Here is a 12,475-nt window from a genome sequence, read left to right on the forward strand (position 1 = left end):
GAGGACTGCCATGAAACTCTCCGTCATCCACGAAACCCGCTACATCCACGACTCGCCCGTGCTCCAGGCGCACCACATGGCCTATCTGCGCCCGCTGGACAACGACAGTCAGCGTCTGCACAGCCACAGCCTGCACATTGCCCCCACGCCGGATACGATTGCCCGCAGCACCGACCGCCAGGGCCAGTACCGCACCTACTTCGAGCTGGCCACCCCGCACGAGGAAATGGTCGTCATCGCCCACAGCGTGCTGGAAACCAGCGAACTGCCGCCCGGCCTCGACGGTGCCCTGCCCACCCTCACCATGCCGCCCAGCCAGCCCTGGGAAGAAGTGGTGCGCCACATGCGCTACGAAGCCGGACAGGGCTTCGATGCCGCGCGGGAATACGCCCAGCCTTCCCCACTGGCCCCGGCCCACCCGCACTTTGCCGAATACGCCCAGGAACTGCTCGCCCCCGAGTTGCCCGTGTACCAGCTGGCCCAGGGCCTGTGCCAGAAAATCTTCGAGGAATTCCAGTACCAGCCCACCGCCACCGATGTCAGTACCCCGCCACTGCACGCCCTGCAACTGAAACAGGGCGTTTGCCAGGACTTCGCCCAGGTGATGATCGCCACGCTGCGTTCGCTGGGGCTGGCCGCCCGCTATGTGAGCGGCTACCTGCTGACCCAGCCACCACCGGGCAAACCCCGGCTCATCGGGGCCGATGCCTCGCACGCCTGGGTCAGCGTGTACTGCCCCCAGGCTGGCTGGCTGGAATACGACCCCACCAACAACTGTCTGGCTGGCTCCAGCCACGTCCGGCTGGCCTATGGCCGCGACTACAGCGACATTGCCCCGTTGCGCGGCGTCATTCGCGGCGGCGGCAGCCACGAACTCAAAGTGGCCGTCACCATCAGCCCCGATGGCGAAGCCCCTCCAGTGCCAGCCCCTGCAAAGTCACCACCCGAGGCATGAAAAACCACAGGGGCATCTGCTGGCGTAACGCCTTCCCCTTCCTGCTGCAAAGCTGAATCACGATCAGGACCAGCGGCAATAACACCCCACCACCAGCATTCCGAATGGCTCTACGGGCTGGCCATCCATCAAGTTATCGATGATCGGCTCCACGAAGCTGTTGGCAGAGGTGCATACCATGCCAACGCTGTAAGGCCCAGCGTACGCGAGCTGGCCTTGCGCGTCCCAGATGGCGACGGATGGGCTGGCCGGAATGCGTTCCATGCCTTCGATGGCATCCAGTGGTTGCAGTTTCCCCTGAAGAAACGGCGGAAGTTTCCCCTCTGTTCCCGGCTTTCTGATGCTGTAGAAGTCGATGTTGGCGCGTTGATACATGCTGATCAAATAGCTCAAATGCGCGCTGGTTTCCCGGTTGCAACTCGTGCAGTCTGGATCCCAGAAGTGAACCAGCCGAATGCGACCGGTTGCGCCTGCGAGTGCGGCAGGCAAGCGCAGATCGGCATCCTCGAAGACAACCGCCTGTTCCGCGTATGCACTCTGGCCACCCATGCCGAAGTAGTTCCAGAGGCTCACTCCTGCCGCCACCATAATGGCAATACCGGCCAGCAGAAATAGCAGGTAGGCATGCTTCTGAATGAAGCGACCGAATCGGGGATGCTGCTGGTGCAGGAACATGGCTATGGCTTTTCGTCGAACTTGTGCATGTACTGCTTTTCCATTTCCTGGCATGCCTGCACCAGTGAACTTCGGAAGATGGCAGATCGGCTCATATCTTCGCTACGCTCCCGGCACTTGAGGATCGCGTTACGCTCGGCGGCCTGGACTTGTGCCGTTTGGGGACGGGAGCAGACGTAGATCAGGGCTGCAAGCATGAGCAGCACGAATACAGCACATGCCCCCATCACCAGATGGAACCTCCTTCTGCCACGGATTTTGCTGTCAATCATGGCACACCCCGTCAAAAATCCATACATCATGGTATTATTGCATACAAAATATATTTGTATGGAGTTTGCTTTATGATTGATGCGGTGAGTGTCCGGACGACCCGGGTTCCTGCGGTGGATGCCCAGGGTCAGCCAGTCATCCTGGAGCGGCAAACCATCCTGCAACACCGCGCGGGCAAGGACGTTGAAATGGGCCACCAGTATCACTACGACAATTCACACGTCAGCGAAGAGTCCAATGGAATCCTGGTGGTTCTTGCGACAGGGGAAGAGTTGCGACTTTGCCCCGAGGCATCGGATGAGACTCGGGATGGGGCAGACCTTTCCTAGACGATGACGGCCATCCGCTGGTTGCGGCCATTGGCCAGGATGTCGGCCAGCTTTTCCAGCGCGGTTTTCAGGCTGGCCTGATCGACCGCGCCCCCAAGGGAAACCCGCAGGGCGTTGGGCGTGACATCCGCCACGCTGAAAGCCTCGGAACTGGCGATGCCCAGGTCCTGTTCCTGCGCGGTCTGGATCAAACGATATTGGTCAAGCTTCGGTGGCAACGCAAGCCATAGATGCAGGCCATGTGGGTGGAAGCCCTGAATGCCCGGCAGAATGTGTGCGGCCAGTTTCTGGCGTTTGCCCATCTCCTGCTGGATTTTTTGCAGCATTTCCCGAGCGGCCCCACTGCGGATCCAGTGGGTTGCCATGGATACCATCGCCTGAGGTGTCATCAGGGTGATCGAGCGCAAGGCATCCAATATCGGCTCCAGTGGTTCAGATGGCGGTGCCACCAGATAGGCGGTGCGCAGACCCGGTGCCAGGCACTTGGACAAAGTGGACAGATAGAACACCGGCGCGCCCTTGCCAGAGGGCTGCAATGCCGCCAGCGGCGGGGGCGCATCGCCTGCCAGGAGCCAGTAAGGATCGTCCTCGATGATGGCGATCTGGTGCCGGGATGCCACTGCGTAGATGTCGTGGCGTCGCTGCGCAGGCATGGTGATTGCCGTTGGGTTGTGGATGGAGGGCACCAGATAGATCAGGCTGGGGCGATTCTTTTTGCAGACCTTGTCCAGCTCATCCGGCAGCATGCCATCTGGGTCGGCCCCCACCTGTACAACGTTGCGCTGCAAAAAGCGTGCGGCTGCGAGAAAGCCGGGGTACGTCAGACTGTCCGTGACCACCGTGTCGCCAGGCTGAGAGCGCGTCAGCAGCAGTGCCGCAAGCGCGGACTGCGCACCAGGGCAGACCACGACACGATCGGCATTCACGCGCCCCAATGCAGGCTCCAGCCATGTCGCTGCGGCCTCGCGATCGCCGCGTGAGCCTGCGCCTACGTGGTAGCTCATCAACTCGCCCCCACCGAGTTGATGGCGAACCTGCGCCAGGCCTGATTCCATCAACCGGGCAAACGAAGGGCTTGCCAGCAGCGGCGGGATGTTCATGCCCAGATCCACGGTTCTTTCCCTGTCCACGGCAGATGTGGCGATGAACGTTCCGCCTGCACCATGTGCGTCGAGCAGACCGGCCAGCCGGACTTCCGAGTAGGCGCGCGTCACTGTCGTCAGATCCACACCCATGGCTTGCGCCAGGTCTCGTTGCGGTGGCAGCCGGTCTCCGGGGCGCAGTACGCCATCCTTGACTGCATTGACGATCTGGCGGGCTATTTGCTGGTAACGCGCCCCGGCTCCCTCCTCGAATGGGCGCACCCAGGCGCGATTGGGCTTCTTGAGCTTGCGGTCGGTGGGCAATGTGTCCATGTCGAGCGGCATTCCTTTCTCTTTCAGTGTGTGCAAAATTGCCATACAATACAAATTTGTATGTATTTATGTATGGATGCTGATTGGGCTTTGTATTCGGCCAGATGGCCATCCAGTCAGTGTACCTGCTCCCATGTATGGCATGGCATCCTGCGCATCCGTCGCATACCCGCCTGCTGTTGTTTCCAACTCACTTCGACAAGGTCTGAGCATGAAAACTTGCTGGAACCGCGCTCGCCATGTGCTCGCAGCATTGGCCGTCCTGAGCCTGGCCGGCTGCGACTGGGTGCTTTTCAACTCCAAGGGGGCGGTGGGCATTGCCCAGCGCGATCTGATCCTCATCTGTATCGGCCTGATGCTGATCGTGGTCGTTCCAGCCATCGTGCTTTCCTTCGTGTTCGCCTGGCGTTTTCGGGCCTCGAACAAGAGTGCGAAGTACACGCCGGACTGGGCGCACTCCACCAGGATCGAGGTGGTGGTCTGGGGCGTGCCCTTGCTCATCATCGTGATCCTGTCCGTGATTGTCTGGAAATCGACCCACGAACTCGACCCGTACAAACCGCTGGACGTGGCCGGTGAGCCGATCCACGTCGAGGTCATCGCAACCGACTGGAAGTGGGTGTTCGTCTATCCCGACCTGGGCATCGCGACCATCAACCAGCTCCACTTTCCCGCCGGCCGCCAGCTCGTGTTCGACATCACGTCCAACTCGACCATGAACACCTTCTTCATCCCGCAACTGGGTGGGCAGATCTACGCGATGGCGGGCATGCGCACCAAGCTGCATCTGGTTGCCAATGAGCCGGGGGAGTTTCGCGGCATGTCCGGCAACTACAGCGGCCATGGCTTTTCCAAGATGAATTTCACCGCCACCGCCACCTCGGAGGAAGACTTCCAGCGGTGGGTGCGGCAGGTCAGAAGCGGGCCGCCCATTCGGCTGGACTTCGAGGCGTTCCAACGCATCGCCCAACCGACTCAAGGGCATGCCGTGGTGCATTTCGCACAGGTAGAGCCTGGCCTGTTCAAGAAAGTCATCGATCAGTTCATCGGCGTTGGCGAGAACGCCAGCCCGCAAGCGGTGCTGCACGACAGCCCGGCACACACCTCGAAGGAGTAAAACGCATGTTCGGAAAACTGACATGGGATGCGGTGCCCACGCACGACCCGATCATCGTCGTCACGCTGATTGCAATGGCCCTGGGTGGCGTGGCATTGCTGGGGGTCACCACCTACTACAGGCTCTGGGGGCCGCTCTGGCGGGACTGGTTCACCACCGTCGATCACAAACGCATCGGCATCATGTACATCGTCGTGGCACTGGTGATGCTGGTGCGTGGCTTTGCCGATGCCCTGATGATGCGCGCCCAGCTGGCCGCCGCAGGGCCGGGCAGCGAGGGCTTTCTACCGCCCGAGCACTACGACCAGATTTTCACCGCCCACGGCGTGATCATGATCTTCTTCGTGGCCACGCCCCTGGTGGTCGGCCTGATGAACATCATCGTGCCGTTGCAGATCGGTGCGCGGGACATGGCGTTTCCGTTCCTGAACGCCTTCAGCTTCTGGGTATTCGTGGTCGGCGCGGCGTTGATGATGATCTCGCTGGCCGTTGGCGAGTTCGCCATGACTGGCTGGGTGGCCTATCCGCCGCTGTCGGGCATTGAGTTCAGTCCGGGTGTCGGGGTGGATTACTACATCTGGGCACTGCAAGCGTCGGGGTTGGGAACGCTGCTGACCGGCGTGAACCTGTTCATCACCATTCTCAGAATGCGCGCGCCGGGCATGACGCTGATGAAGATGCCGGTGTTCACCTGGACGGTGTTCGTCACCAGCGTGATCATCATTGCCGCGTTCCCGATCCTGACCGTGGCACTTGGCGCACTGACGCTGGATCGCTACCTCGACTTCAACTTCTACACCAACACGCTCGGCGGCAATCCGATGATGTACGTGAACCTGGTGTGGGCCTGGGGCCACCCCGAGGTCTATATCCTGGTGCTGCCTGCATTCGGCATCTTTTCGGAAGTCACCGCCACGTTCTCGCGCAAGAAGCTGTTCGGCTACACGTCGATGGTGGGGGCGACCCTGGCGATCGGCATCCTGTCGTTCATCGTCTGGCTGCACCACTTCTTCACGATGGGATCGGGTGCCAGCGTCAATGCCTTCTTCGGCATCATGACCATGATTATTGCCATTCCTACTGGCGTGAAAATCTTCACCTGGCTGTTCACCATGTATGGCGGGCGCGTCGAATTCACGCCGCCGATGCTGTGGACCATCGCCTTCCTGGTGACGTTCACCATCGGCGGCATGACCGGCGTGCTGCTGGCCATTCCCGGTGCCGACTTCGTGCTGCACAACAGCCTGTTCCTGGTCGCGCACTTCCACAACACCATCATCGGCGGGGCCTTGTTCGGCTACTTCGCCGGCCTGGCCTATTGGTTCCCGAAGATATTCGGCTTCAAGCTCAATGAGCGGTGGGGCAAGTATTCGTTCTGGAGCTGGGTGATCGGCTTTTACCTGGCCTTTATGCCGCTGTACATGCTGGGCTTCATGGGCATGACCCGGCGGCTGAACCAGTACGACAACCCGGCCTGGCAACCGTACCTGTATGTGGCATTTGCCGGTTCGCTGTTCGTGCTGGCGGGCATCGTTTTCATGCTGGTGCAGGTCTTCGTCAGCATTCGTGACCGCAAACAGAATCTGGACCTGACAGGCGACCCCTGGGATGGGCGCACGCTGGAGTGGGCCACGGCATCGCCGCCCGCGTTCTACAACTTCGCCGTGGTTCCCCAGGTGGATTCGCTCGATGCCTTCCATGAAGCCAAGAAGCGCGGCCTGCCGCCGCCACCCGAGCGGTACGAGCCGATTCACATGCCGCGCAACACCGGGGTTCCCTTCGTCGTCAATGTCTGGATTCTGCTGCTGTGCTTCGCCCTGGTCTGGCACATCTGGTGGCTGGCCGGTGCCAGCTTTCTGGCGATGATCGTCACGTTCATCGTGCGCTCCTATGACGAGGATACCGACTACCACGTCCCTGCCGAGGAAGTCGCGCGCATCGAGAACCAGCGCACTGGCGCAATTGAGTACAAGGGCTGAGCATGTCAAGCACCACCTATCCACCATCCCATGCGGCACAGGATGAATCCCCTCACGACGGCCATCACGATGGCCATGACCAAGGCTCGATGAAGGTTCTGGGCATGTGGATTTACCTCATGTCCGACTGCATCCTGTTCGGTTCGCTATTCGCCTCGTTCGCGGTGCTCAGCAACGCCTTCGCAGGCGGCCCCACCGGCCAGGAACTGTTTTCGCTGCCGTTCATCCTGACCGAAACCTTCCTGCTGCTGTGCTCCAGCATCACCTACGGCTGGGCGATGCTGGCCATGCACCGTGGCGACAAACATGGCGTATTGCGCTGGCTGGGCGTGACGTTCGCCCTGGGCGCGGCCTTCATCGGGATGGAACTCTACGAATTCCATCACCTGATCTCGATCGGTGCCGGGCCGACACGCAGTGCCTATCTGTCGGCCTTTTTTGCCCTGGTGGGCACGCATGGCTTGCATGTGGCGGCCGGGTTGATCTGGATGGGCGTGCTGATGCACCAGATCCAACGCCGGGACCTGACGCCCACCAACGTGACGCGGCTTTCCTGCCTGAGCCTGTTCTGGCACTTCCTGGACCTGGTGTGGATCTGCGTCTTCACCTTCGTCTATCTGTTCGGAGTTTTCTGACCATGTCCCATGTTTCCACGACACGCGCTGGCGAGAGCCACGGCAGCGCGAAGTCCTATCGCACCGGCTTCTTTCTGTCCGCCATCCTGACCATCATCCCGTTCGCGCTGGTCATGCACCCGGTGCTGTCCCGGCCACTGACGCTGCTGTTGCTGGTCGGTTTCGCGGTCGCGCAGATCGTGGTGCAACTGGTGTACTTCCTGCACATGAACCGGTCTTCGGAAGGCGGCTGGAACCTGGCCAGCTTCGTCTTCACGCTGGTCATCCTGTTCATCGTCGTGGCGTTGTCAATCTGGATCATCTGGAGCATGCACTACCACATGATGATCAATTGAATGGATGTGTGGCATCGCCACATGCGCACAAAAGAAAAAACGCTGAACCGGGAGCGGTTCAGCGTATGGAGCGGGGCCTTGCCCCCTCACTGCCAATTGGTGATTACGAAGACTTCAGCAAGGCCTGAATGTCCTGCGTGATCTGGTCGGCAGGCGTGCCGTATTTCACATACAGGCGCAGCTTGCCGCTGGGGTCGTAGAGGTAGCTGCCGGCCGAATGGTCGATGGTGTAGGAGTCGGGTGTGCTGCCCGGAACCTTCTTGTAATACACCTTGAAGTCGCGCGCCATCGTGGCCACTTCTTCGGGCGTGCCTACCAGGGCCTTGAAGCTGGGGTCGAAGGCGGTGACGTAGGCGCGCATGATTTCGGGGGTGTCGCGCTCCGGGTCCACCGTCACGAACAGCACTTGCAGCCTGTCGCCATCCGCTCCCAGGGCCTGCTTGACTTCGGCCATTTCCAGCAGCGTGGTCGGGCAGATGTCGGGGCACTGGGCGAAGCCGAAGAAGATGTGCACCACCTTGCCTTCAAAATCCTTCATGGTGCGGCGCACGCCATCGGCATCGGGCATGGCCCAGTTCTGGGCATAGCTCACCCCGCTGAGGTCCACGGCATTGAAGCTGGGGGCGGCCTTGGATGCCGTCGCATCGCTCTTGCCACAGGCGGCAAGGCCCAGTGCCAGGGCTGTGGTGAAACCCAGCACGGCACGGCGCGTGACGGTGTGCGAAGAAGAAACGGGGGAGCCTGCTTGCATCAGACGTTTACCTCACAAAAGAAAATGATCGACCAGCAAGGCCGTGAAAATCCCGCTCAAATGCCAGAGCGAGAAGCGGAAAGTCTTGCGCGCCAGCGCGTCGGAATAATCGCGCCACAGGAAGAAGCCATAGACGCAGAAGATGCTGCTGAGCACGAAGGCCACGCCCAGGTACAGCCAGGAACTCATGCCGTAGCCTGCGGGCATCAGTGTCACGGCCAGCAGGGCCAGCGTGTACAGAAAGACGTGGCGGGCGGTGTATTGCTGGCCGTGGGTCACGGGCAGCATCGGCAGGCCGGAGCGGCGGTAATCGTCCACGCGGTACAGGGCCAGTGCCCAGAAGTGCGGTGGCGTCCAGATGAAGATGATGAGAAACAACAGCCAGGCTTCCGGGCCGACCGTGCCGGTCATGGCCGCCCAGCCCAGCACCGGCGGCATGGCTCCCGATGCCCCACCGATGACGATGTTCTGCGGGGTCAGCGGCTTCAGGATCACCGTGTAGATGACGGCATAGCCCACAAAGGTGGCCAGCGTCAGCCACATGGTCAGTGCATTCACATAGGCCAGCAGCACAAAACAGCCAGCGCAGCACAGGGCCGCCGAAAACCCCAGGGCCTGTGCCGTGGTCAGCTCGCCGCGTGCCGTGGGCCGCCAGGCCGTGCGCTTCATGCGCGCATCGATGGTTTTTTCCACCAGGCAGTTGAAGGCCGCCGCTGCCGCTGCCACCAGCCAGATGCCCGCGCAGGCCACGGCCATGCGCAGCCATTCGTCGCCCGTCGGCCACTGTGGCACGGCCAGCACCATGCCGATGAAGGCGCAGAACACGATGAGCTGCACCACGCGGGGCTTGGTCAAAACATAAAACTGCGCCAGGCGCGAGGTGGAAGGTTGCGCGGTTGCTTTTGTTGTCATCGGAGTGCTCCTGTGGCGGCCGTGCGTGTACTGTGTGGGGGGACGGAAAAAATGTGCTCGCTGTGGCCTGCGGGCATACACAGCAGGCGCAGTGCAATGTCAAGGTGTCGTGCAGGTCACGATGCACTGGCCCGCATGCGGCTCATGCGGTGTTTTGTACACGGCTTCGCATTATGACATTGGTCAATAAGACCGCCAAGGCCGCTGCCCCGCCCGTGTGCAGCACCGCTGCCAGCAGTGGCCAGCCCAGCACGATATTGCTCAGCCCCGTCAGGAACTGCAACAGCAGCAGGGCCAGCAGCCAGCGGGCCTGCCGCTGCAAGCCCGGCAGGTGCCACAGGCGCACCGCCAGCCATGCCAGCACCGCAATCACCAGATAGGCGGCCAGCCGGTGCGTGTAGTGAATCGCCACCAGTGCGGCAAAGCCCAGGTACTCGCCATCGCGCTGTTTGCCCAGCTCGCGCCAGATTTCAAAACCCTGCGCAAAATCCATCTCCGGCCACCATGCGCCATTGCAGTCGGGGAACGTCGAGCAGGCCAGCACCGCGTAATTGGTGCTCACCCAGCCGCCCAGCGCGATTTGCAGCATCAGCAGCAGCAGCGAGGCCCACATCAGGGCGCGCAATCCTGCCCCCACGGCCACGCGCGGCAGGCTGCCTCCGCGCACCGCCTGCACACACAGCAGCATCAGCAGCACGATGCCGCCCAGCAGGTGCAGCGTGACGATGGCCGGAAACAGCTTCATCGTCACCGTCCACGCGCCGAATGCCCCTTGCAGGCAGACCCAGAACAGCGTGAAGCTCGCCCAGGCCGGATGCACGCCCGCCCCCGCATCTGCCGCAGGAGCCAGCGACCGCACCACTTCCTGCCCCTGCCGACGTTGCCGACGCAGGCGCAGCCAGTGCCGCCACGACAGAGCCGTCAGAACCACAATCAGAAAGCCCACGCTGGTGGCCAGATAGCGGTGAATCATCTCGATCCAGGCTTTCTTGTGCGTCACCGGCCCCGTGGGCATGGCCTCCTGCGCGGCAGTGATCTCGTGCCGCGCCCCCACCGGGCTGGCATTGCCATAGCAGCCGGGCCAGTCCGGGCAGCCCAGTCCCGAATCCGTCAGGCGCGTGAACGCTCCGAACAGCACCAGGTCGAAGGTCAGAAACAGTGTCAGCAGCACCAGTGCCTGCGCCCAGCCCGACGCACTGGCATGGCGATGCCGCCACCACAGCCACGCCAGCGGGATGCAGCCAATCAATGCCCCCAGCAGCAGCATCTGCACCAGTGGACTCCAGTTGTAGAGTGCCACAGCCTCATTCATGGGGTGGTTTCCTTGTCCATCGTGTCAATCCGGCAACCTGCTCACTCCTTGCCCAGCATCCGTGCCACATAGCGGGCAATCACATCCACTTCCAGATTCACCGCACTGCCCGGTTTCAAATGCTGGAGCGCGGTGTTCTCCACGGTGTGCGGAATCAGGTTGATGCTGAACTCGCAGGCATCGGGCAAATCCTCCACCGCATTCACCGTCAGGCTCACACCCTGCACCGTGATGGAACCCTTGTAGGCCAGGTAATGCGCCAGAGAACGCGGCGCGCGAATGCGCAGCTCGAAACTCTCGCCCACTGCCTCGAAGCGGCTGACATGGCCAATGCCATCCACATGGCCAGACACAATGTGCCCGCCCAGCCGGTCGTGCGCCGCCAGGGCTTTTTCCAGATTCACCTCGCCCTGCACATCCAGCCCGGTGGTGCGCGCCAGCGACTCTGCCGACACATCCACGCTGAATACCGATGCCGCCTTGTCCAGCGATGTCACCGTCATGCAGGCACCGTTCAGCGCGATGCTGTCGCCCAGTCCCACATCGTCCAGGTAATGCGCAGGCGTGCCAATGTGCAGGCGTTTGCCATATTGCAGGCCCTCGCCCAGATCGTGAATGGATTGAATGCGGCCAATGGCCGTGATGATGCCGGTGAACATGAGAACTTCCCGTTTTGGTGAGTGCCGAATCTATTGAATGCCGTTGCCAGCGGTGCGTCGGGTCATGCCGACGCACCTTCTGTCGTCATGATACCGGCATGGCGGGGGTACGGGGTGCGGCAGGCTATTCGCAGTTTTCGCGAACCACTGCCTGTGCCGATTCGCGTTCACGGGCGCGGGAGGCATCGTCCATGAAGCCGGTCTCGCCTTTTTCGTTGATGGTGCTGACCCGGCGGCCCGGCTCCAGTTGTGCCAGTGCGCGGCGGGCATTGGCGCAGTTGAGTGCCTTGATCTGCTGGTTGCGGGCCTGCACGGCGGCTTCTTCTTCCTGGTGCGCCTTGTCTTCCGCTTCCATTTTCCTCTGGAGTTCGGGGTCTATGGCCAGTTCAGGTGCATTCGCATTCGGTGGTGCCGGGGTTGTGGCTTCGGTGGCATCCGGTGCCGTGGCGGGACTCACCGGCACAGTCGGAGCCGCACCACGCGGTTGCCGCAGAATATTGCGCTCGGGCACGGAAATCGGTGGTGGCCGGTCGCTGTACACCGTGCGACCGCCTTCATCCACCCATTGCCATTGCGCCCATGCGCCAGACAGTGGCCACAGAGCCACCGTCATTCCAAGAATCCATCCAGCCTTGCGTATTGTGTGTGTCATTGATTCGCGCGAGAACCCCCGGCCTTCATGCCGGGCAGGGATAGCGCGGCACTCAAAGAGTGCCCCTCTCTCGCTTCCTTTCTGGAATTGCTATCTTAATGTGGTTTATGGACAATGCACGAGTGGACATCAAACGCGCCTACCGATTCCGGTTCTATCCCACGCCCGAGCAAGCATTGACGCTTGCCCGCACGTTCGGCTGTGCCCGCTTTGCCTACAACCACATGCTGCGCCTGCGCTCCGATGCCTGGATGCAGCGGCAAGAGCGTGTCGGGTATCACGCCATGTCTGCGGCCCTGACTGCCCTGAAAAAGCAGCCCGAATACGCTTGCTCAACGAAGTCTCCAGCGTGCCGGTGCAGCAGGCTTTGCGGCATCTGCAAACCGCCTTTGGCCATTTCTTCGCCAAGCGTGCCCGCTACCCGCAGTTCAGGCGCAAGGACGGTAAACAGTCTGCCGAATACACCACCAGCGCAT

The 12,475-nt window shown here is 61.5% G+C and carries 15 protein-coding genes; 7 read left to right on the plus strand and 8 right to left on the minus strand.

Features of this window, described 5'->3' with window-relative positions; all coding sequences use genetic code 11:
• Positions 1 to 10: 10 nt before the first annotated feature.
• Positions 11 to 955 carry a transglutaminase family protein gene (locus BUE21_RS08950; protein WP_073356341.1) on the plus strand — a complete coding sequence of 315 codons (945 nt, stop codon included), beginning with the start codon at positions 11 to 13 and terminating at the stop codon, positions 953 to 955.
• Between the two features lie 63 nt (positions 956 to 1,018).
• On the opposite strand, the gene BUE21_RS08955 is transcribed toward BUE21_RS08950, so the two are convergent.
• On the minus strand, positions 1,019 to 1,630 hold the full coding sequence (locus BUE21_RS08955; protein ID WP_073356342.1) for a DUF6436 domain-containing protein: 612 nt from the start codon (positions 1,628 to 1,630) through the stop codon (positions 1,019 to 1,021).
• A gap of 2 nt (positions 1,631 to 1,632) precedes the next feature.
• Positions 1,633 to 1,902 (minus strand): hypothetical protein, encoded by a 270-nt coding sequence (locus tag BUE21_RS08960; protein WP_084523097.1) that lies wholly within the window; start codon positions 1,900 to 1,902, stop codon positions 1,633 to 1,635.
• Between the two features lie 72 nt (positions 1,903 to 1,974).
• On the opposite strand from BUE21_RS08960, the gene BUE21_RS08965 reads away from it, so the two are divergent.
• Positions 1,975 to 2,232, plus strand: a complete 258-nt coding sequence (locus BUE21_RS08965; protein ID WP_073356343.1) for a hypothetical protein — start codon at positions 1,975 to 1,977, stop codon at positions 2,230 to 2,232.
• Here the strand turns inward: BUE21_RS08965 and BUE21_RS08970 are convergent.
• A complete protein-coding gene (locus BUE21_RS08970; RefSeq protein ID WP_073356361.1) occupies positions 2,229 to 3,647 on the minus strand; it encodes an aminotransferase-like domain-containing protein in 1,419 nt (472 codons plus the stop codon). The genes BUE21_RS08965 and BUE21_RS08970 overlap by 4 nt on opposite strands.
• Positions 3,648 to 3,858: 211 nt before the next feature.
• Here BUE21_RS08970 and cyoA point away from each other — a divergent pair, with 211 nt between their 5' ends.
• The 4 genes from cyoA to cyoD are packed head-to-tail and all read left to right on the plus strand — an operon-like array spanning position 3,859 to position 7,713.
• Positions 3,859 to 4,764: a ubiquinol oxidase subunit II gene (cyoA, locus tag BUE21_RS08975; protein WP_073356344.1), complete on the plus strand. Its 906-nt coding sequence runs from the start codon at positions 3,859 to 3,861 to the stop codon at positions 4,762 to 4,764.
• Positions 4,765 to 4,769: 5 nt separating this feature from the next.
• Positions 4,770 to 6,743 (plus strand): cytochrome o ubiquinol oxidase subunit I, encoded by a 1,974-nt coding sequence (cyoB, locus tag BUE21_RS08980; RefSeq protein WP_073356345.1) that lies wholly within the window; start codon positions 4,770 to 4,772, stop codon positions 6,741 to 6,743.
• A 2-nt stretch (positions 6,744 to 6,745) separates the two neighbouring features.
• Complete coding sequence (gene cyoC / locus BUE21_RS08985) at positions 6,746 to 7,378, plus strand: cytochrome o ubiquinol oxidase subunit III (protein ID WP_073356346.1); 633 nt, start codon at positions 6,746 to 6,748, stop codon at positions 7,376 to 7,378.
• Between the two features lie 2 nt (positions 7,379 to 7,380).
• The gene (cyoD, locus tag BUE21_RS08990; RefSeq protein WP_073356347.1) at positions 7,381 to 7,713 is read left to right on the plus strand and encodes a cytochrome o ubiquinol oxidase subunit IV; all 333 of its coding nucleotides are present in this window, start codon (positions 7,381 to 7,383) and stop codon (positions 7,711 to 7,713) included.
• A gap of 103 nt (positions 7,714 to 7,816) precedes the next feature.
• Here cyoD and BUE21_RS08995 read toward each other — a convergent pair whose 3' ends face one another.
• The 5 genes from BUE21_RS08995 to BUE21_RS09015 form a co-directional block, all read right to left on the minus strand.
• Positions 7,817 to 8,464, minus strand: a complete 648-nt coding sequence (locus BUE21_RS08995; protein ID WP_084523089.1) for an SCO family protein — start codon at positions 8,462 to 8,464, stop codon at positions 7,817 to 7,819.
• A 12-nt stretch (positions 8,465 to 8,476) separates the two neighbouring features.
• Positions 8,477 to 9,376, minus strand: coding sequence for a heme o synthase (gene cyoE / locus BUE21_RS09000; protein WP_073356348.1), 900 nt, complete (start codon positions 9,374 to 9,376; stop codon positions 8,477 to 8,479).
• A gap of 142 nt (positions 9,377 to 9,518) precedes the next feature.
• Entirely contained in the window at positions 9,519 to 10,688 is a 1,170-nt protein-coding gene (locus BUE21_RS09005) for a COX15/CtaA family protein (RefSeq protein WP_073356349.1), read from the minus strand.
• A gap of 41 nt (positions 10,689 to 10,729) precedes the next feature.
• Positions 10,730 to 11,347, minus strand: coding sequence for a riboflavin synthase (locus tag BUE21_RS09010; protein ID WP_073356350.1), 618 nt, complete (start codon positions 11,345 to 11,347; stop codon positions 10,730 to 10,732).
• Between the two features lie 124 nt (positions 11,348 to 11,471).
• Entirely contained in the window at positions 11,472 to 11,960 is a 489-nt protein-coding gene (locus BUE21_RS09015) for a DUF4124 domain-containing protein (RefSeq protein WP_073356351.1), read from the minus strand.
• Between the two features lie 146 nt (positions 11,961 to 12,106).
• Here BUE21_RS09015 and BUE21_RS09020 point away from each other — a divergent pair.
• Positions 12,107 to 12,475: helix-turn-helix domain-containing protein (locus tag BUE21_RS09020; RefSeq protein ID WP_234971096.1), on the plus strand; the 369-nt coding region annotated here is incomplete at its 3' end.

This window comes from Lampropedia hyalina DSM 16112 (assembly GCF_900129055.1).
GTDB lineage: Bacteria > Pseudomonadota > Gammaproteobacteria > Burkholderiales > Burkholderiaceae_C > Lampropedia > Lampropedia hyalina.

Excerpts from the sequence above, each read along its gene's own strand:
- BUE21_RS08950 (WP_073356341.1), top strand. The coding sequence starts at position 11 with ATGAAACTCTCCGTCATCCACGAAACCCGCTACATCCACGACTCGCCC.
- BUE21_RS08955 (WP_073356342.1), bottom strand. The coding sequence starts at position 1,630 with ATGTTCCTGCACCAGCAGCATCCCCGATTCGGTCGCTTCATTCAGAAG.
- BUE21_RS08960 (WP_084523097.1), bottom strand. The coding sequence starts at position 1,902 with ATGATTGACAGCAAAATCCGTGGCAGAAGGAGGTTCCATCTGGTGATG.
- BUE21_RS08965 (WP_073356343.1), top strand. The coding sequence starts at position 1,975 with ATGATTGATGCGGTGAGTGTCCGGACGACCCGGGTTCCTGCGGTGGAT.
- BUE21_RS08970 (WP_073356361.1), bottom strand. The coding sequence starts at position 3,647 with ATGGACACATTGCCCACCGACCGCAAGCTCAAGAAGCCCAATCGCGCC.
- cyoA (WP_073356344.1), top strand. The coding sequence starts at position 3,859 with ATGAAAACTTGCTGGAACCGCGCTCGCCATGTGCTCGCAGCATTGGCC.
- cyoB (WP_073356345.1), top strand. The coding sequence starts at position 4,770 with ATGTTCGGAAAACTGACATGGGATGCGGTGCCCACGCACGACCCGATC.
- cyoC (WP_073356346.1), top strand. The coding sequence starts at position 6,746 with ATGTCAAGCACCACCTATCCACCATCCCATGCGGCACAGGATGAATCC.
- cyoD (WP_073356347.1), top strand. The coding sequence starts at position 7,381 with ATGTCCCATGTTTCCACGACACGCGCTGGCGAGAGCCACGGCAGCGCG.
- BUE21_RS08995 (WP_084523089.1), bottom strand. The coding sequence starts at position 8,464 with ATGCAAGCAGGCTCCCCCGTTTCTTCTTCGCACACCGTCACGCGCCGT.
- cyoE (WP_073356348.1), bottom strand. The coding sequence starts at position 9,376 with ATGACAACAAAAGCAACCGCGCAACCTTCCACCTCGCGCCTGGCGCAG.
- BUE21_RS09005 (WP_073356349.1), bottom strand. The coding sequence starts at position 10,688 with ATGAATGAGGCTGTGGCACTCTACAACTGGAGTCCACTGGTGCAGATG.
- BUE21_RS09010 (WP_073356350.1), bottom strand. The coding sequence starts at position 11,347 with ATGTTCACCGGCATCATCACGGCCATTGGCCGCATTCAATCCATTCAC.
- BUE21_RS09015 (WP_073356351.1), bottom strand. The coding sequence starts at position 11,960 with ATGACGGTGGCTCTGTGGCCACTGTCTGGCGCATGGGCGCAATGGCAA.